A 19,323-nucleotide genomic window follows, 5' to 3' on the forward strand; every position below is an offset into this window, starting at 1 on the left:
AACAAGAGGGTGCTGGCATGAAAGCCAAAGAGCCTGACTATGCAATTTCCTGAATCTTGGTTGCGCCAATACTGCAACCCCAATCTGACCACCCAGCAACTGGCCGACACTTTGACCATGGCGGGTCTGGAGGTTGAAGAGCTGGACCCCGTCGCACCTGCTTTCACTGGCATTGTGGTGGGCGAAATCAAAGAAGCCGTGCAACACCCTGACGCTGACCGTCTGCGTGTGTGTCAGGTGGATGTGGGTGCCCCTGAATTGCTGAGCATTGTCTGTGGTGCACCCAATGCGCGTGTGGGCATCAAGATCCCTTGCGCCACGGTGGGTGCTGAGCTGCCACCGGGCCCCGATGGCAAACCCTTCAAGATCAAAATCGGCAAGCTGCGCGGCGTGCCCAGCTACGGCATGTTGTGCTCGGCCAAAGAGCTGGGTATTGCCGAAGACACTGGCGGCCTGCTGGAGCTGCCTGCCGATGCGCCTTTGGGTCAGGATATTCGCGCATACCTGAATCTGGATGACACCTTGTTCACCCTCAAGCTCACGCCCAATTTGGCGCACTGCCTGAGCGTGTACGGCATTGCCCGTGAAGTGTCGGCCCTGACAGGTGCACCGCTGAAGGCGATGGACTACCCGCTGGCGCCGGTGGCTTCGCAGGAGACGTTGCCTGTAAAAATTGAGGCACCTGATCTGTGTGGCCGTTTCTCGGGCCGCATTGTGCGCAATGTGAACACGCAGGTGAAGACGCCCCAGTGGATGGTGGACCGTCTGGCACGCTGCGGCCAGCGTACGGTGTCGCCACTGGTGGATATTTCCAACTACGTGATGTTTGAGTTGGGCCGCCCCAGCCACATTTTCGATCTGGACAAGATCCACGGTGGTTTGAATGTGCGCTGGGCCCATGTGGGCGAGACGCTCAAGCTGCTCAATGGCAATACGGTGCAGTTTGACGACTTCATCAAGGTTGGTGTGATTGCCGATGACCAGGCGGTCGAGTCACTGGCAGGCATCATGGGTGGCGATGCCACGGCGGTGTCTGATGACACCCAACACATTTATATCGAAGCCGCGTTCTGGTTCCCCAAGGCGGTGGCTGGCCGCTCGCGCCACTTCAACTTCTCCACCGATGCGGGCCACCGCTTTGAGCGTGGCGTGGACCCTGAATTCACGGTGGAGCACATTGAGCGCATTACGCAGCTGGTGCTGGAAATCTGCGGCACGCCAGACACGCAAGTGTGTGCCATGGATGACCACAAGCCGAATATGCCCGCAGCCAAGCCCGTGCAATTGCGCGTGGCGCGTGCCGCCAAAGTGATTGGCATGCCCGTGACCCAGCAGCAGTGCCTGGACGCCTTGAATGGCCTGGGCCTGCCTGCGGTGGTGGCACAAGAGGGTGTGATCAGTGTGACGGCGCCCACTTTCCGCTTTGACATCAATCTGGAAGAAGATCTGATTGAAGAAGTGGCGCGCATGATTGGTTACGACAACCTGCCCACCACAAAGCCATTGGCCCCTATTTCGCCCAAGTTGCGTGCTGAAAACAAGCGCAGCCCTTACACGGTGCGCCATGCACTGGCTGCGCTGGGTTATCAGGAAACCATCAACTTCAGCTTTGTTGAAGAAAAGTGGGAAGCTGAGCTGGCGGGCAACACCAATCCCATCAAGCTGCTCAATCCGATTGCCAGCCAACTGAGCGTGATGCGCTCGAGCCTGATTGGCTCGCTGGTGCAGGTGCTGAAGTTCAACGTCGATCGCAAAGCATCTCGCGTGCGCGTGTTTGAGCTGGGTCGTGTGTTTTTTAAGGACGCGTCGGTGCTGGAGTCTGACACCACCGTCAAGGGCTTTTATCAGCCCATGCGGGTCGCCGGGTTGGCCTATGGCGCTGCATCTCAGCAGCAATGGGGTGTGGCTGATACGAAGGTCGATTTCTACGACATCAAGGGCGATGTAGAAGCGTTGCTGGCTCCATTCACGCCTGTGTTTGAAGCTGCTGAGCACCCCGCCATGCACCCAGGCCGCTGCGCCCGCGTCGTGGTTAACGGCAAGGCCATCGGTTTTGTGGGTGAGTTGCACCCCAAGTGGCGTCAAAGCTGGGATCTGGCCCAGGCACCTGTGCTGTTTGAGCTGGAACTCGATGCGGTACTGGCGCGTGAAGTGCCTGTGTTCCAGGCTGTCTCCAAGCACCAGGCGGTAGAGCGTGATGTAGCTGTTGTGGTCAAGGAAAGCGTCACCCATGCGCAAGTCATGGCGGCAGTTGCTGCAGGCGTGCCAAGCGGTATTTTGCGCAATGCGGTGCTGTTTGACGTGTTCCGCCCGAAGAAGCTCAAAGCTGGTGAAGATGCTGCGCCAGGCAGCTTGGCGCAAGATGAAAAGAGCCTGGCCGTGCGCTTGACACTGGGCAGCGAAGAGGCATCGCTGACTGATGTGCAAATCGATGCCGCCATGCAAGGTGCCATTACTGCGTTGCAAACCCAACTGGAGGCCCGCCTGCGCGGGTAAGGTGAACCATGGAAGCTAACAAAGTGTTGTTGGACAGCGAGTTGGAGGCAGCGGGTGCCTTGACCAAGGCGCAGCTGGCTGATCTGTTGTTTGACCAATTGAGTGTGAGCAAGCGCGAGGCCAAAGAAATGGTCGATGCGTACTTTGATCTGATCGCCAGCAGTCTGGTTCAAGGCGAGGAGGTCAAACTCTCGGGTTTTGGCAATTTCCAAATTCGCACCAAGGCACCACGGCCGGGGCGCAATCCGCGTACGGGTGAATTGATTCCGATCGAAGCCCGCCGCGTGGTGACGTTCCATGCCAGTACCAAGCTCAAGGAGCAGATTCAGGGCTAAAAGGTGAGGATCAGATTCTGGCGCTTGAGAGATTGAGCGTAATCTGAGTTTTGTGGCGTCTGATTTGCATTGGATGCTACAAAAAATGGATTACAATTTGAGCTTCGGCGTGTAGCGCAGCCAGGTAGCGCACTTGCATGGGGTGCAAGGGGTCGCGAGTTCGAATCCCGCCACGCCGACCAAACTTATCTCTGACAAGCCAGGTGAAAATCTGGCTTGTTGCACTTTCAAGATGTCCTTAGCGTTTTGAAAGTGGGTGTAAAACCAAGATATAATCTAAGGCTTCGGCGTGTAGCGCAGCCAGGTAGCGCACTTGCATGGGGTGCAAGGGGTCGCGAGTTCGAATCCCGCCACGCCGACCAATAAAGACAAGCCTTCTGATTGAAAAATCAGAAGGCTTTTTCTTTGCCTGTGCAGACGGTCATTGCGGTTGCTGCGCTTATCTCACGCAAGGGATGGGGGCAGGCAGTCACTTTCAAAAAGCCCAAACGACCATCGGAAGTTGCAGATGTCAAGTCCTAGGATGGCGCCTCTGTACTTAGCGCAACACCTGTAAATTCTTTGCAATGAAATGGCTGCTCGAAGTCAAAAGGACTGTTCGATCTCGCTAGCATTTCTCGCTTCAGGAAATCGTTCTTGAAAATTGGCTGCACACAGTGTCTTTTGCTTGAATGCATGGCGATGGCGGCCTGGAAAAATCTAGACGTATGCGTGAAAATTTGCCAGTTTTTGATCAAGAGTTTGACTACCCTGCAGATGAGCTGCTGATGTCTACCACCGACAGCAGAGGGCACATCACTCACTGTAATGCGGCGTTTGAGCGCGTCAGCGGCTACACCATGCAGGAGCTGATGGGGCAGCCACACAATATGGTGCGCCATCCTGATATGCCGTCGGAAGCGTTCCGTGACATGTGGGCCACCATTGGTCATGGCCGCAGCTGGAAGGGGCTGGTCAAGAACCGTCGCAAAGATGGCAGCTTTTACTGGGTGGCTGCGCATGTCACGCCCATCATGCAAGACGGTAAGCCCGTGGGGTATATGTCAGTGCGTGCCAAGCCGACGCGCGAACAGGTGCAGTCCGCGCAAGCGCTCTATGCGCAGCTGCATGCCCAGCGTGGGCAATCCAGCCCTGAGATCGCTTTGCATGCAGGGCATGTGCGTGTCACTGGGCTGCGCAACCACTGGGGCAAGTGGCAGCGTTTGACGTTTACACAGCGCATGGCCCTGATGTTGCTGCCAGTGTTTGCGGTGGCAATGGTTTTTCCGTGGATGGGCTGGACGCAAGGGTGGCAGCTGGCAGTGCAATCTGCAGTGCTGCTCATCTTGATGGGCTTTGCATTGTGGCGTTTACATGCCCGTGTGACAGCGCCTTTTGCCCAGGTCAATGATTTAGCCAGCGCACTGGCAGGCTGCCAGCTCAATAGCCATTTGCCCGCATTGCTCGAAGGCCGCCATCCGATGGCCCTGCTGATGGAGCGCCTGCACCAAATTCATATCAACCTGCGTGCGGTGGTGGGTGATGCGCGCCATGAAATCAATAGTTTTACGCATTTGTCGCAAAGTATTTCTGCAGGCTCCAGCAATTTGGCGCAGCGCACCGATGTGCAAGCTGGCAAGCTGCAAGAGACGGCGAGCACCATGCAGTCCCTGGCGCAGACGGTGGTGAGGTCTCAGCAGACCACGCAGGAAGTGATGCAAGAAAGTGCCAAGAGCGCGCAGCTTGCCAAGCAGGGTGGCGAAGCGATGGAGCACGTGGGTGCTTTGGTGCAAAGCATTCGGCAGTCATCGTTGCAGATGGGGCAGATTATTGCCACGATTGAGTCGATTGCTTTTCAAACCAATATCTTGGCATTGAATGCGGCAGTGGAGGCCGCCCGTGCGGGCGAGCAAGGCCGTGGATTTGCGGTTGTGGCCGGCGAGGTGAGAGCTCTGGCGCAGAGCAGCGCGCAAGCGGCCGGAGAGATTCGCCGCTTAATTTCTGATTCGAACGCCCAAATCAACCAAGGCGTTGAGAGCATGCAAGGTGCCGGACGCACCATTGCAGATGTGGTTTTGGCGGTTGCCCATGTAAGCAGCTTGATGCGTGCGATGGGAGATGCGACCAGCCAGCAGGCGGCGGGTATTGGGCAAGTTAACGCTGCATTGAACGACCTGGACAATGTCACTCAGGAAAACGCCCGCCAGGCTGAGGAGTCTGCAGGAGATGCGCAAGGCATGAGTACCAATGCAGGCGTATTGGGAAGAACGCTGGAAGTTTTCCGCATGTAAGTCTGCTGCGCTGGGCAAGAGACCTAAAAAAAGCCCAAGGCAATTGCCTTGGGCTTTTTTGCTGGGCCAAGAGTAATCTCAGGCAGCAGTCTGATCCTGAATCAGGAAGTTCAGGCGGTCTTTGCCTGCAATCCACAGTGGTGGCTTGCCACGGCCGGTCCAGGTGGCACCTGTGATCGGGTCGCGGTACTTCGGAGCAACGGTCTTGGTACCAGTGGATGCGGTACGAGTAGTTTTCTTGGAGAAAACGTCTTCTTCTGTCAACTCGTATTCCGCAACAATCGCGCGAACCTGGGCGATAGCAGAAGACAGAGCATCTTTGCGCGCAGCTTCAATTTGTTTTTCGAGTTCGGCACGCTGAGCCAGCAGTTCTTTATAGGTAGTCATTGATTTCAAGTATTGAGTCAGAAAGAAAGGAAATGCAAAGCAAAGCAAAGCAGATCACTAACCAATGCCTCTTTATTCTATAGGAGCAGTGGAAATTAAACAGGCTGGAATGGTTAATGGATGCAATGATTTTGTTGTATTTTTCAAATACGCAGGTGTTCACTTCAATTTTCTGTTCAATGACGCATTGCACAGTGCTCTAAATGGCGTGTCAGCTTATCGAAAGAGGCCAATGAATAATGGCTGTAACTTAAAACGATATGGAGACACTCCCCATGGAGCGATTTGCAGATTTCTATCAGCGCTCAATAGAGCCTCAAACTCGCGATGGATTTTGGCAAGAACAGGCGGCTTTGGTCGACTGGCATCAAAAGCCCGTCCAAATTTGTGATTACAGCAACCCACCTTTTGCGCGCTGGTTTGTCGGTGGGCAATTGAATTTGTGTCACAACGCGCTGGACAGGCATTTGGCCAAACGCGCCGATCAAGCAGCGCTGATTGCAGTCTCTACCGAGACCGATACTGAGAAAACCTATAGCTACCGACAGCTGCATGCCGAAGTGCAGCGGATGGCGGCCGTTTTGCAGTCGTTTGGTGTGGGCAAAGGCGATCGGGTTCAAATTTACATGCCGATGGTTGCTGAAGCGGTATTTGCCATGCTGGCCTGTATGCGCCTGGGGGCTATTCACAGTGTTGTATTTGGGGGGTTCGCTTCGCTGTCGCTGGCGTCGCGCATTGAAGATGCGCAGCCCAAAGTGATTGTGAGCGCAGATGCGGGTTCACGTGGTGGCCGTGTGGTTGCCTATAAACCGTTGCTGGATGAAGCATTGAAGCTAAGCAGCCACAAGCCACAGGCGGTGCTTATGGTCAACCGTGGTTTGGCGCCCATGGATTTACGTGCCGGGCGAGACCATTTATGGACAGATTTACGCTCTAAATACATGGAGGCCCAAGTGCCATGTACCTGGGTCGAATCCACCGACCCAAGTTATATCCTCTACACCAGCGGCACGACAGGTAAACCTAAAGGTGTGCAGCGCGACACGGGGGGGTATACCGTGGCACTTGCGGCCAGCATGCCGCATATTTTCAATGCCAAAGCCGGGCAAACCTTCTTCTGTACCAGTGATATTGGCTGGGTGGTGGGGCATAGCTACATCATCTATGCCCCTTTGATTGCAGGCATGGCTACCGTGCTTTACGAAGGGCTGCCAATCCGGCCAGATGCCGGAGTGTGGTGGAGCCTGGTAGAAAAATATCGCATCACCCACATGTTTTCAGCACCAACCGCTGTGCGTGTGCTGAAAAAGCATGATCCTGAGTATTTGCGTAAATACGACCTTTCGAGCTTGCAGGCTCTGTGGCTGGCGGGAGAGCCTCTGGACGAGCCTACGGCGCAGTGGATCAGCGATGCCCTGCAAGTGCCCATCATTGATAACTACTGGCAGACAGAGACGGGCTGGCCCATCATGACTTTGTGTAATGGTGTTGAACAGCAAAGCAGCAAGTTTGGCAGCCCTGGTAAGGCCGTATATGGCTACAACGTCAAACTGATTGATGACAAAAGCGGGCAAGAGCTGACGGCGCCCAATGAAAAAGGTGTTTTGGCTATTGAAGGCCCTTTGCCGCCTGGCTGCATGCAAACCGTTTGGGGGGACGATGCGCGTTTCGTTAACACCTACTGGCAGAGCATTGCGGGCAAGCAGATCTACAGCACGTTCGATTGGGGTGTTCGCGATGCACAGGGCTATTATTTTATTTTGGGGCGTACGGATGACGTGATCAATGTGGCTGGACATCGTCTGGGCACACGCGAAATCGAAGAAAGTATTTCTGCGCATGCAGAAATCGCTGAGGTTGCCGTTGTCGGGGTGGCAGATGCTTTGAAAGGTCAGGCAGCGATGGCATTTGCCGTCGTACGCGATGCGAGCAAAGTGTCTGATGCGCAGCAGCGAGCCAGCCTGGAAGCTGAGGTGATGAAACTGGTGGACAGCCAACTGGGCGCAGTGGCCAGGCCGTCACGCGTATTGTTTGTCACTGCATTGCCTAAAACACGCAGTGGTAAATTGCTTCGCCGTGCATTGCAGGCCGTTGCAGAAAATCGGGATCCTGGTGATTTGACAACCATGGAAGATCCGGCCGCACTGGTGCAGGTCAAGGAGCTGCTGCACTCTTGAGTGCAGTGTCCAAAACGCCTAGGGCGTTAGCATGTGCTTTACTGGTGTTCGCTTTTTTCGCGTAAGGCCATCAGTAATGAAAAAAGGCGGTCTCAGCATAGACCGCCTTTTTGATTGCATCGCCAGCAGCGTGCTTAACGTGCGCCGCTGATGTCCATGTTTTCTAATTTCACAAAGTGCGTACCTTTGGTGAATTTGTAGCCAAACCAGATGGCCAAGAATAAAGGAATGCCAATGTAGGTGGCGACCACTCCGGTCCAGTCAATGGTGTCAGCCAAGAAAGCCTCATAGTTCTGACCTAAGGTAATGATCAGGCACAGCACAAAAGCAAAGATGGGCCCGAAGGGGAAGGCAGCAGCGCGGTAGGGCAGATGCTTCAGATCAAACCCCTGCACCATGCACGCTTTGCGAAAACGGTAGTGGCTAATCGCAATACCCAGCCATGCGATGAAGCCGCACATACCTGACAGATTCAACAGCCAGATGTAAACCGCTTCAGGGCTGAAAACATTGGTGAAAAAACAAAGTGCTGCAATGACGGTGGTTGCAATCAAAGCCATGATGGGCACACCGCGAGCATTGACACGGGCAAAGATCTGCGGAGCCATGTTTTGTTTGGCCAGTGCGTACAGCATGCGCGTAGATGCATACATGCCAGAGTTGCCAGCAGAAAGCACGGACGTTAGTACCACGGCGTTCATGACTGCAGCAGCGCCCAGCAGACCAGCACGCTCAAACACCAGGGTGAAGGGACTTACGCTGATGTCACCTAGATCGTTGCGCAGCAGCTTGGGGTCGGTGTAGGGCACCAGCAGGCCAATGATCAAGATGGCGAAGACGTAGAACAGCAAAATACGCCAAAACACCTTGCGCACAGCGCGAGGCACGTTTTTGGCGGGGTCTTCAGATTCGCCTGCGGCAATGCCAATCAGCTCGGTACCTTGAAACGAGAAGCCCACAATCATGGCCACGCCGATCAGTGCTGCAAAGCCTCCTGCAAAGGGTGCATCTCCAGCAGTGAAGTTGGCGATATTGCCCCAGATGCCTTCAGGAGCTCCACCATGGATGATGCCGAAAACCATCAGCAAACCAATGCCGATGAATATCAGCACGGTAAGCACCTTGATAGCGGCAAACCAGAACTCTGATTCACCAAAGCCCTTGGCCGACAAAGAGTTCAGACCAAACATCAGTGCCAGGAAAATGGCGCTCCACAGCAGGCCGTTGACATCCGGGAACCAGTAGGCCATCACAAGCTGAGCGGCCACCAAGTCCACGGCGATGGTGACGGCCCAGTTGTACCAATAGTTCCAGCCAAGAGCAAAGCCAAAACCTTCATCCACATACCTGGCACCATAGGTCGCGAACGAGCCAGAGACTGGCAGGTGCGCCGCCATTTCGCCCAGGCTGGTCATCAGGAAGTACACCATCAGACCAATCACGCAGTAGGCCAGCAATGCACCACCGGGACCTGCTTGTGAAATGGTGGCCCCGGAGGCCACAAATAACCCTGTACCGATGGAGCCGCCAATGGCGATCATCGACATGTGGCGCGCTTTGAGGCTGCGGTGCAGAGAAGACGCTTGCAAGTCAGCTGACATAAAAAAGAGTGACAAAACCAGTAGAAAAGCCCCGCTGCACATGGTGCACACAGGGCCAAGCCAACAAAAAGGCCGCAATCAATGCGGCCAGGATGTTCCGTATCGGGCAAGATTTTGTGCGATGCCTTGTCTCTTGGGTGGCGATGGCATTAATGACCCTACAGGCAGTTAAGTGTCGCTAACTCCAGGCGCTTGGTTCAGCCTTTGGCATTGGTCAAAAATTATCAAAACCGAATAGTTTGCGATTGGCACGGGCACTCGCCTTGGCTATGCTGAAGGCATGACAGCTGCAAACTGTAAGTTGATACGTTGGTCACACACCGTGTGCGCATGGGCAATGGGCTTGCTGTTGGTCGGCTGTGCTTCTGCGCCTGCCCCGCACGGAAAAGTTGCGGGAGATGCTTTTTCCATGGGGGAAGTGCTGCAATCGGACAGCAACCGCATTGCTACGCTGGCCATGCGTGAAAACATTGACAGCCTGATGCGGCTAATGGACAAGCTTTATCAGCGTAACCCTGCCGAGTGGCGCAAAACGGCGGCAACACGCGAAGCCGCCATTGCACATGTGCGCAGTGCGCTATTGGAGCGGCAGATGTGGCCACCCTTGGAAGGCCAGCGTGATGTGCAGGCTTTGAGCAAGGCACTCAGTCCAGAATTTACGGGTGACCGCGTTGGTGCATTTACTTACGCCATGGGGGACATGCTGCTGACCTCGCATGGTGGTAAAACCAGCTTCACTTTGGTGGACAGCCTGGATCCCCAGAACGTTTACAACGCTGCCCGCAATGTAGAGATTGCCAACTGGGTGCTCAATCACCGAAAGAATGCGCAAGGCCAACCACTTTTGCTTTCAAACCATATGTCTGAGCAAGAGCGCAATCTCAGCTTTGAGCGAGAAATGGGCAAACTGATTGCGCGCCTGGATTTGATTGCCAGCTTTGGCACTGAGCGTGTACGCCGCTCCGCCATTGGCTTTGGGCAGAATCTGGTGGCGGGGCCATTTCTGCAGTTTCTGCCCGTTCGCTAAGCAGGTCAGTCTTATTTCTCCGTGTGCGCCACCCCAAGCAGTGCATGAAGCCGGGTACTTGTAGTGGTGTACTGCAGCAGCACAGGCTTGTCGGTGAGGTATTCGGCAATCGAAAAGCCCGCCAGGGTCGCCTCATGAAAGCCGCACAGTAAAAGCTTGCGCTTGCCAGGGTAGATGTTGATGTCGCCCACCGCATAAATACCTGGTGCCTCGGTCACAAACGTAGAGGTATCGACAGGCAGCTGTTTTTTGACCAGCTCCAGCCCCCACTGCGCCACAGGTCCCAGTTTGGGGGAAATGCCCTGAAAAACCAGCCATTGCTGGACAGGCAGTGACTCACTGCTTCCGTCTGGTAAAACAATTTCTACGCTGCTCAGTTGGTCGTCTGTGGTCAGCAGTGATTGGGGCTGCGCTGCCACGACGCGGATGCGACCTGTATCTTTGTAGATTTGCAGCTGTGCAAGCAAGGCTTCGGGGGCAGTGAAAACATCGCGGCGGTGTATGAGGGTGACACTGGCAGGCGTACAGGCGAGCGTATCAAGGGCTGCTTGTACGGCCAGTTCATCACCGCCATGTACCAGGACATGCTGGCCTTGCAAAGTCAGCGTAGCCAGGTTGGCTGGGTGGTAGTGCACGTTGCGGTCAATCAACGCTTCGATACCGTCAATCTTCAAGGTTTTGGGTACAAAAGAGCCCACACCTGCTGCAATCACAACAGCCTTGGCCAGCAGCTGTGTGCCGGTGCTGGTGGCCAGCAGCCAGCGGCCATCATCTTGCTGCTCCAAGGTTTGCACTTGCTGGCCCAAGTGCAAAGTGGGTGCAAAGGGCTCCATTTGCTCGCGCAAGCGATCAATCAGTTCCTGCCCGGTGCAGGCTTTGATACCAGGAATATCGTAGATAGGCTTGTCCGGGTACAGCTCACTGCATTGACCACCCAAATGAGGCAGGGCATCCACCACATGGCAATGCAGACCTTGCAAGCCCAGCTGGAAAACCTGAAACATGCCGACTGCCCCGGCACCTATGACAACCGTGTCTGTTTCAATGGGGCGTGAGCTGGTGGCTGTTGTTTCAGTGTGCATGTCGGATTTTCACAAAGCAAACAGCCCCATGGCTGGGGCTGAAGGGTGTTAGAGGGTGCGCTGCAATGCGCAGTCGCTGTTAAAGATCAGCGCTCCAGCAGTGCCAGCTTACCGGGCTTGCCATTCCACTCGTCAGCGTCAGGTAGCGCAGCCTTGCGCTTGGTGATGCTTTTCCAGCCTTTGGCCAGAGACAGCTCTGCGTTGAGCTTGATGAAGGCCAGTTGATCGGCTGGGGTGTCTTCTTCAGCAAAGATGGCGTTGGCCGGGCACTCAGGAATGCACACCGCGCAGTCGATGCATTCATCGGGGTCAATCACGAGGAAGTTTGGGCCTTCGCGGAAGCAGTCCACGGGGCAAACATCCACGCAGTCGGTAAATTTGCACTTGATGCAGTTTTCGGTGACGACGTGTGTCATGAGGGATTCTTCTTATGCAATGGGTCAGTATTAACCCATGATTTTAGGTTTTTTCCGCAACCTTGCCAGCGCTGGGCATGGATTCAGGGCTGCAAACCTGTGTTTTCAGGGATGAGATCAAACTTTGGTGCGCACTTTAGGCCATTCGCTCAGTCCTCTGAGTCGAAGATCCGTGTGGATATCCGTGGCTTTTTGGGCAAGACCATAGGGAATCAAGGTTTGCATGGCGGTAATTAGCGCACCAAAACCGCAGCGGCAGTTGCATTGCTGGCGGTGTCAACCAAGATCATAGACCCCAAGGCGCGACTGCGGGTAAAGCTGGCGGCGGGAATAGCCTCTTGAAGAGCAAAATCCACCACACCAATCGCATTGGGTTCGAGTTGTGTTGCGTCTTCTTCGGCCAGGGTGTTGATGTTCAGGCGATGCACCACGCGCTGAGCTTTGGCTTTGACCCAGCGGTGACCGTGCAGCGCCCAGTACACGCGGCCAGGAACCAATGGCTCGTTGTCCATCCACGCAACGGTGGCGGTCAAGGTGCGCTGGCTGGGCCATGCGGTGGAGATGGCGGGGGTGTCGAAATCATCGGCAGCCGCTGCAGATGACGTTGGTGCCGCCACAATCCAGTCGCCACGCGATACATCGACTTCGCGATCGAGGGTGATACCGGCAGACAGGCCTGCATGCACGACTTTGGGTGCACGGGCATGGTCAATGACCTGAGCCACTGTCGCTAATTGCCCGCTGGGCAAGATTTGAACTGCTGCGCCTACCTGGGCAGCACCTGTGGCCACGCGGCCCCAGAACACACGGCGGCCTTGGGTGGTGACGGCGCTGTCGTGGAATTTTTCCACCCACTGCACTGGTAAAGCCAGAGGCAAATCGGTATCTGCAGGGGTGTTGGGCAGTTGCTCGAGCAGTTGCAAAAGGCTGGGGCCTCTGTAACCAGCCCAGCCTGCGTGCTGGTTGACCACGTTAAAGCCTTTGAGGGCTGACACGGGAATGGTGGCGGCTACGCGAATGTCTGCGGCATGCGCAAAACGTGCCAAAGCGCCACGGATATTGGCAAAGGCCTGGGCAGGGTCTGCCACGGCATCCAGCTTGTTCACCGCAAATACCAGCGAATGCACACGCAGCAGATGGGCCAGCAAACTGTGGCGACGCGTTTGCGGCAGCAGTGCCAGGTCGGGGTTTTGCCAGTCCAGCTTGGTGGCATCCACCAGAACCACGGCGGCATCGGCGCTAGAGACGGCGGTGACCATGTTGCGTGTGTACTGTTCGTGGCCTGGTGCGTCACCAATGATGAATTTGCGCGTGTCAGTGTTGAAGTAGCGGTAGGCCACATCAATGGTGATGCCCTGTTCGCGCTCAGCAGACAGGCCGTCGGTCAGCAGTGCCAGATCGGTTTCACCAGATTTGGTGACCCCTGCCAGCTGGTCCTGCAGCACGGCTCGGGTGTCCACCAGCAGGCGGCCAATCAGCGTCGATTTACCGTCATCCACACTGCCGCAGGTAATGAAGCGCAAAGCCGAAGCATGGTCGGGATATGGGTTAAATTGGCCGTTAGCGCTTGCTGTGCCTGCGCTAGGAGCTACGGAATTAATAGTTTCAGTCATCGCATTCTTTCTGTGAACAAGGGCATGGCCCTTGCGCCGGCACGGCCTAGCCTAGAGACACCGCGCAAGGGTCGTCCCGCCGCGCTGGTGTCGTCCCCTGCGGCAGCATCTGCAGCTACAGAGGGGGAAGCGGCGAAGCCGCTCAGGGGAGCCCTTAGAAATACCCGTCCTTTTTGCGTTTTTCCATCGAGGCTTCGCTGGTCTTGTCGTCCATGCGGGTAGCTCCGCGTTCACTGACGTCTGCAGCCAAAGTCTCGATCACGATGTCGGCAGCGGTGGCGGCCGAGCTTTCTACGGGGCAGGTGCAGGTGATGTCGCCCACGGTGCGAAAGCGCACATCACGCACCACCACTGCTTCGCCATCGCGGGGCGGGGTCAGCTGCGTGACCGGAACCAGCAAACCCTTGCGCTCTACCACCTCGCGCTGGTGGGTGTAGTAGATCGAGGGCAGGGCGATGTTCTCGCGCTCGATGTATTGCCAGACGTCCAGCTCGGTCCAGTTGCTGATGGGGAACACGCGAAAGTGCTCGCCGGGCGCAATGCGGGTGTTAAACAGCGTCCACAGCTCGGGGCGCTGCGCCTTGGGCTGCCATTGGCCGAAGCCGTCGCGGTGCGAGAAGATACGCTCCTTGGCGCGGGCTTTTTCTTCGTCACGGCGAGCCCCGCCGATCAGGGCATCAAAGCGAAACTCTTCAATGGCCTCCAGCAGCGTGACCGACTGGTGCACATTGCGACTTTCACCGGGGTGCGCAAGGCGCACCGTGCCACGTGCCATGGAATCTTCAACGCTGCGCACGATGAGTTCGGCACCCATTTCCTTGGCGCGAAAATCGCGGAAATCGGTCACTTCCGGGAAGTTGTGGCCCGTGTCAATCATCAGCAGCGGATAAGGCAGGCGGCCCGGGCCAAAAGCTTTTTCGGCGCAACGCAGCATGACCAGTGAATCTTTGCCGCCCGAAAACAGCAGCGTGGGGCGCTCAAAGGTGGCCGCAACTTCGCGCAGGATGAAGATGGTTTCTTCCTCCAGCGCATCCAGGTGGCGGTTGCTGAGCTGGCTCAGCACGGGAGATTCCACACGGGCATTCATTGTTTATCCAATCAAATCGGGCTGTAGCGCTTATAGATGTTGCGCAGACAGCTATCTTTCTTTAAGCCTGAAAACTTGAAAACTGGCTGAACCCTCGGTCAGAGACAGCGAGCCAGAGCCTCCACGCAGCGAAGCTGTCGGCCCCAAAAGGGGGGAAGTTGCTGCTGCAGACGACTTTGGCGGTGCTGCATGTCAATGCGCCAGATGCAGGCCGCACTCACGGTTGTCCTCGCCCTTGGTGGGGTCGACATAGTCGAAGTTGTTGGGCAGAGCATGTTTTTCACAGTACTCGTACAGGTCTTTGGACGACCAGTGCAGCAGAGGTGCTACTTTGATCAGACCGTCCGGGTTGATGCTCACCGGATCCATCTGCGCTCGGACGGCAGTGTCGGAGGCGCGCAATGCCGTGAACCAGACCCTGGGTGCGGTCTCGCGCAGGGCGCGAGCAAAAGGCTCTAGCTTGACCTCAGCGGTGAACGCGGTGTGGCGTGGGTCATCCAGTGCCGGGGTGGCTCCATCTACTGCTTCGCGGTGGGCACGGCTGCGCAGTGGCAGGTAGATCTTGAGGTTCAGGCCCAGCTGACGGGTCACTGCATCCGCAAATTGGTAGGTGGCAGCGGTGTTGTAGCCGTTGTCCATCCAGACCACAGGCACATCAGGATTGACGCGAGTGACAAGGTGCAAAATGACTGCTTCAAACGGGCGAAAGTTGGTGGTCACGATGCTGGACTGACCCAGGCTCAGTGCCCATTGCACCAGGGCTTGGGCATTGCGGCCCAGCTCGTTATTCACATGGGTGAGGTCGATCTGGCTCATACAGGCTCCGCAAAATGGGGCTTGGGATTGACGGCATCAGCTTGGTAGAAGCCGGCAAAGCGCTCAAATTGACGCTGGGCATCAGCCTGATCGACGCCTTCGCGCAGTACTGCAGAACTAAAACCGGTGCGATGCATTTGCACCAGTTGGTCAATGAGCACATCCCCCGTGGCACGTATGTCGCCAGCAAATTTCAGGCGCCTGCGTAGCAAGTAGGCTTGACTGAAAGCGCGGCCATCGGTGAAGGAGGGAAAGTGCAGATCAATGTGTGTGATGCCATCCAGATTGACGTCCAGCGCATTCACATCGTTGGCCAGCACCAGCACGCTGGTGTCGCCTTCAACGGGTGCTTGGTATTCGTGGTGGGCCAGAATTTTCATAGGGCAGTCCTTGTTGTTCTTGTGGCTTAAGCGACTTCGGCTTCTTGCGCAGCTGGGTGGCGTGCGCCCTTGCCAGCTTCTTTGAAGGGGTCCAGGCCAATACGGCGCACGGCATCAATAAAGCGCTCGCCCGGTTCACGCAGGTCACGGTACGTAGTGAGCACGGCTTCCAGTACATCGGGTACTTCAGCAGCAGAGAACGATGGGCCAATCACCTTGCCCGCTTGGTTGTCGCCCGACAGCGTGGAGCCGTCCGAGCCACCCAGCGTGACCTGGTACCACTCCTTGCCGTCTTTATCAACGCCAAGGATGCCGATGTGGCCGCTGTGGTGATGGCCGCAGGAGTTAATGCAACCGCTGATGTGCAGGTCGATCTCACCAATGTCATCGAGCTCATCCAGGTCTTGATATCGCTGGGTGATGGCTTCGGCAATTGGCAGGCTGCGGGCATTGGCCAAGGCGCAAAAATCACCGCCTGGGCAGGCAATCATGTCCGTCAGCAATGCCACATTGGTGCTGGCCACACCCAAGGCCCTGGCGTTTTGCCACAGTGCAAACAGCTGGCTGACATGCACCCAAGGCAGCATCACGTTTTGGTCGTGGGTGATGCGTGCTTCACCAGCGGAGTAGGTGTCCATCAACTGAGCCAGAGCATCAAGCTGATCACCGCTCGCATCGCCAGGGGCCTGGCCCGTGCGCTTGAATGACAGCGTGACAGCCCGCAGCTGGGGGTTGCGATGCTGGTGCACATTGCGGCTGAGCCATCGCGCAAACGCAGGATGGCGCGCGGCATTTTCCACCAAGGCCTGCTCGGCATCAGAGGGCTTTACGTCAGCAATTTCAGGCAGTGCGGGGTCGACAAAGCAAGCGGCCACACGGTCAAATTCAGCCTGCGGAATGGTGTGCGGGCCTCCATCAACTTCCACAATCTGGCGGAATTCTTCTTCCACCGCATCGATGTAAGCCTGACCTTCGGCTTTGACCAAAATCTTGATGCGTGCCTTGTACTTGTTGTCGCGGCGCCCCAGCTCGTTGTACACACGCACGATGGCTTCGATGTAATTCATGATCTGGTTCCACGGCAGGAACTCACGAATCACGGTGCCAATTACCGGGGTACGGCCCATGCCTCCACCGACAAAAACCTTAAAACCAATTTCGCCGGCCTCGTTTTTTAGGACATGCAGGCCCACATCGTGCCAGCCGGTGGCTGCGCGGTCTTCCCGGGCGCCGGAGATGGCAATCTTGAACTTGCGCGGCAGGAAGGCAAATTCAGGGTGCAACGTGGTCCACTGGCGCAGTATTTCGGCGTAAGGGCGCGGGTCAACGATTTCATCGATGGCCACACCAGCCAGCGCATCCGTGGTGGTGTTGCGAATGCAGTTGCCACTGGTTTGAATACCGTGCAGATTGGCGCTGGCCAGCAGCTCCATCACATCGGCGGATTTGGACAGGGGGATCCAGTTGAACTGCACATTGGTGCGAGTGGTGAAGTGCGCGCAATGTGTGGGCAAGAAAGTCGTGCCCAGTTTGCCCTGGCCTTGCATGGCGGCCTTGAAAACTTCCGCTTCAGGTTCGTCGTACTCGCGAGCAATGCGGGCCAGTACGCGGATTTGCTTGCTGGAGACTTCGCCGTAAGGAATGGCAACGCGCAACATGGGCGCGTAGCGCTGCACATACCAGCCGTTTTGCAGGCGCAATGGACGGAAGTCATCTTCCGGAAGTTTTCCTGCCTGCCACCGCTCCAATTGGTCGCGAAACTGGGCGGCGCGTTGATTCAGGAATGCTGTGTCGAATTCTGTGTATTGGTACATGGCGCGGTCATCGTCGTGGGATGGAAGGCATCCGACGGATGGCTTCCCTCTGTATGACTGCGAACTTTAAGCATCGGCCTTATAAAAACAAACGATTGTTTTGTTGTTGTCTTATATCGTTTTTCTACTATTGGTGGTTGTTGCAGCTCCGTATGCATCCGGCAAGTGCCCGAAAAAAAGGGTTGCATTGTGGTTGGCTATACAGAGTGATAAATCGATATTTGATTTCTAGCCATGTTCTCGACAAAATTCGTGCGAATTTAGATAACAATTCTCAACATGCACTGTCACCAATGTCAAAACGTACTGCCGGATAATCTGAAATTTTGCAAACATTGCGGAACACCTCGGCAGGTAATGCCTGAGACAGCGCCTAACGCTGGCGAGACAAAAGATGCCTGTGGCGAATGCGGTGGATTATGCAAACCCGGAGCGAAGTTTTGCCTTCAGTGCGGAGCGCCTCGCACGCCCCCAATCCCTGAAACTGTGGCTACCGTAGCACCAGCACCAGCACCAGCACCAGCACCAGCACCAGCACCAGCACAGGTGGGCACTTTGGTGGAGCAATCTCCTGTACGGACGTCTGCCATTGGCGGTGAGGCCGCGGCGACGCATTCGTCTGGCGCGCCTAATTTCAAACCCCAAATTTTGCTCGGCGCTGCAGTGATTGCCGTCGTTGTTGCGATCAGTGGCTGGATGTTCTTGAAGCCCAGCGCACAGGCTGTCATTGCGCCAGACCGCCTGCATGTCCCGAATGAGGGTGGGCCTGCAGAGGATGACTTGGCCAAAGCTGCGAGCATCGTCGGGCCGCAAGGTGACTCTGCTACAGCAGCATCTGTGGAGACCGAAGTTGTGCCGCTGCTGCCCGCGCCCGCCGTTCTATCCCCTGATGCGGGTCTCGCCACAACGTCTCCCGCTGAAGCGGCCGTGTCCTCGCCGGCGTCAGCACCAGCTCAGCCACCTAAACCAGCCGTAGTGAAACCAGCTCCAAAGCCAGTCAATACATTGGATGGTTTGCTGGATTAATGCCTGTTATTTTTGTGAGGTGAGCATGCAAGCGCCAAAGATTTTTGACTTGGTGTTTGCCGGATATTTGCATGCCATCTGACTGCATTATTGAAATATTGAGGACTAAGATGCGACGAATTAATTTATTGCTTATTGCAGGAGCAGTTTTTGCATTGGCGGGCTGTGCCACGATCGACCAGGCAGGAAGTTCTCTGAGCTGCATGCTGGCACGGGCCACAGGTAAAGCGTGCGGAGGGCAAGATGGCACTGTTCAAAGCGGCCAGCAAGCAGGCCGCTTTGAACAGTTGCAAAGCGCATTCGAAGAAGAAATTCAGGGCGCTCGTGCTGCTCAGGAGCGAGCAGTGCAAGCCATGCTGGGACTGAGTCCGAAATTGCGCGCAACGGCAGGTGATGTGCAATTGTTGAGCGTTGAAATAACAGACAGCAGTACCCAGCAAAAGCGCAGCATGCGGACCTTGGATAGCGTCACGATAGACATGCCTTTGGGTGGGAAAGGCAGAGACGCTTACACCCGCGCAATGGATGAAATCAAAGGACTGGCGAACACGCTGGCTGATAACCGGGGCAGTGCAAGCATTGTGGTGCAGCAAGCTGCGGCAGATGTCAAGGCACGCCGCGTGAACACGGCTTCGGGTGAGACAAAAAGCCCTGGCGGGCAGCCGATAAAGGTAGAAAAGCAAGTGGCTCAGGGCCTGCCAGCAGGCGTGGAGCGCTACACCGTCAAAGCTGGCCCGATTCGCGGTAATTTGTAATTTAAGCACTTGTGCGTGCAGAGCAAGGAAGCGGCCAAGCA

General features: G+C 56.1%; 16 protein-coding genes, 2 tRNA genes and 1 pseudogene. 10 read left to right on the forward strand and 9 right to left on the reverse strand.

Features of this window, described 5'->3' with window-relative positions; translation table 11 throughout:
• The first annotated feature begins 39 nt into the window (after window positions 1-39).
• From pheT to IB213_RS11320, 5 genes are all read left to right on the forward strand, one after another.
• Window positions 40-2,496 (forward strand): phenylalanine--tRNA ligase subunit beta, encoded by a 2,457-nt coding sequence (gene pheT, locus IB213_RS11300; protein WP_192406562.1) that lies wholly within the window; start codon window positions 40-42, stop codon window positions 2,494-2,496.
• Between the two features lie 8 nt (window positions 2,497-2,504).
• Window positions 2,505-2,831, forward strand: coding sequence for an integration host factor subunit alpha (locus IB213_RS11305; protein WP_191724692.1), 327 nt, complete (start codon window positions 2,505-2,507; stop codon window positions 2,829-2,831).
• A 105-nt stretch (window positions 2,832-2,936) separates the two neighbouring features.
• Window positions 2,937-3,013, forward strand: a tRNA-Pro gene (locus IB213_RS11310).
• Window positions 3,014-3,116: 103 nt separating this feature from the next.
• A tRNA-Pro gene (locus IB213_RS11315) sits at window positions 3,117-3,193 on the forward strand.
• A gap of 345 nt (window positions 3,194-3,538) precedes the next feature.
• A complete protein-coding gene (locus IB213_RS11320; protein ID WP_192406564.1) occupies window positions 3,539-5,101 on the forward strand; it encodes a PAS domain-containing methyl-accepting chemotaxis protein in 1,563 nt (520 codons plus the stop codon).
• A 78-nt stretch (window positions 5,102-5,179) separates the two neighbouring features.
• Here the strand turns inward: IB213_RS11320 and IB213_RS11325 are convergent, their stop codons facing one another.
• Window positions 5,180-5,488: an H-NS family nucleoid-associated regulatory protein gene (locus tag IB213_RS11325; protein ID WP_191724690.1), complete on the reverse strand. Its 309-nt coding sequence runs from the start codon at window positions 5,486-5,488 to the stop codon at window positions 5,180-5,182.
• Between the two features lie 275 nt (window positions 5,489-5,763).
• Here IB213_RS11325 and IB213_RS11330 point away from each other — a divergent pair, with 275 nt between their 5' ends.
• Window positions 5,764-7,665: a propionate--CoA ligase gene (locus IB213_RS11330; protein ID WP_192406566.1), complete on the forward strand. Its 1,902-nt coding sequence runs from the start codon at window positions 5,764-5,766 to the stop codon at window positions 7,663-7,665.
• Between the two features lie 134 nt (window positions 7,666-7,799).
• Here IB213_RS11330 and IB213_RS11335 read toward each other — a convergent pair whose 3' ends face one another.
• Window positions 7,800-9,266, reverse strand: a complete 1,467-nt coding sequence (locus IB213_RS11335) for an amino acid permease (protein ID WP_191724688.1) — start codon at window positions 9,264-9,266, stop codon at window positions 7,800-7,802.
• A gap of 337 nt (window positions 9,267-9,603) precedes the next feature.
• Here IB213_RS11335 and IB213_RS11340 point away from each other — a divergent pair, with 337 nt between their 5' ends.
• Complete coding sequence (locus IB213_RS11340; protein ID WP_192407149.1) at window positions 9,604-10,293, forward strand: hypothetical protein; 690 nt, start codon at window positions 9,604-9,606, stop codon at window positions 10,291-10,293.
• Window positions 10,294-10,304: 11 nt separating this feature from the next.
• Here IB213_RS11340 and IB213_RS11345 read toward each other — a convergent pair whose 3' ends face one another.
• The 7 genes from IB213_RS11345 to IB213_RS11375 form a co-directional block, all read right to left on the reverse strand.
• Window positions 10,305-11,375, reverse strand: coding sequence for an NAD(P)/FAD-dependent oxidoreductase (locus IB213_RS11345; RefSeq protein WP_192406568.1), 1,071 nt, complete (start codon window positions 11,373-11,375; stop codon window positions 10,305-10,307).
• Between the two features lie 86 nt (window positions 11,376-11,461).
• Window positions 11,462-11,791, reverse strand: a complete 330-nt coding sequence (gene fdxA, locus IB213_RS11350; RefSeq protein ID WP_191724686.1) for a ferredoxin FdxA — start codon at window positions 11,789-11,791, stop codon at window positions 11,462-11,464.
• 233 nt (window positions 11,792-12,024) lie between these two features.
• Complete coding sequence (locus IB213_RS11355) at window positions 12,025-13,404, reverse strand: sulfate adenylyltransferase subunit 1 (protein ID WP_192406570.1); 1,380 nt, start codon at window positions 13,402-13,404, stop codon at window positions 12,025-12,027.
• A gap of 154 nt (window positions 13,405-13,558) precedes the next feature.
• Window positions 13,559-14,491 (reverse strand): sulfate adenylyltransferase subunit CysD, encoded by a 933-nt coding sequence (gene cysD, locus IB213_RS11360; protein ID WP_191724684.1) that lies wholly within the window; start codon window positions 14,489-14,491, stop codon window positions 13,559-13,561.
• Between the two features lie 192 nt (window positions 14,492-14,683).
• Complete coding sequence (locus tag IB213_RS11365; RefSeq protein WP_191724683.1) at window positions 14,684-15,307, reverse strand: phosphoadenosine phosphosulfate reductase family protein; 624 nt, start codon at window positions 15,305-15,307, stop codon at window positions 14,684-14,686.
• Window positions 15,304-15,687, reverse strand: coding sequence for a DUF934 domain-containing protein (locus tag IB213_RS11370; protein WP_191724682.1), 384 nt, complete (start codon window positions 15,685-15,687; stop codon window positions 15,304-15,306). The genes IB213_RS11365 and IB213_RS11370 overlap by 4 nt, the downstream gene beginning before the upstream one ends.
• A 26-nt stretch (window positions 15,688-15,713) precedes the next feature.
• Window positions 15,714-17,501: a nitrite/sulfite reductase gene (locus IB213_RS11375; RefSeq protein ID WP_192406572.1), complete on the reverse strand. Its 1,788-nt coding sequence runs from the start codon at window positions 17,499-17,501 to the stop codon at window positions 15,714-15,716.
• 279 nt (window positions 17,502-17,780) lie between these two features.
• Between IB213_RS11375 and IB213_RS18420 the strand changes: the two are divergent.
• From IB213_RS18420 to IB213_RS11385, 3 genes and pseudogenes are all read left to right on the forward strand, one after another.
• Window positions 17,781-17,945, forward strand: a pseudogene (locus IB213_RS18420) (zinc ribbon domain-containing protein); the annotation flags it as partial.
• Window positions 17,946-17,987: 42 nt separating this feature from the next.
• Window positions 17,988-18,527: a hypothetical protein gene (locus tag IB213_RS11380; protein ID WP_255501875.1), complete on the forward strand. Its 540-nt coding sequence runs from the start codon at window positions 17,988-17,990 to the stop codon at window positions 18,525-18,527.
• A 110-nt stretch (window positions 18,528-18,637) separates the two neighbouring features.
• Window positions 18,638-19,282, forward strand: coding sequence for a lipoprotein (locus IB213_RS11385; protein WP_192406575.1), 645 nt, complete (start codon window positions 18,638-18,640; stop codon window positions 19,280-19,282).
• Window positions 19,283-19,323: the final 41 nt, after the last annotated feature.

It is taken from the genome of Comamonas sp. CMM02, from assembly GCF_014851485.1.
Lineage (GTDB): Bacteria > Pseudomonadota > Gammaproteobacteria > Burkholderiales > Burkholderiaceae_C > Comamonas > Comamonas avium.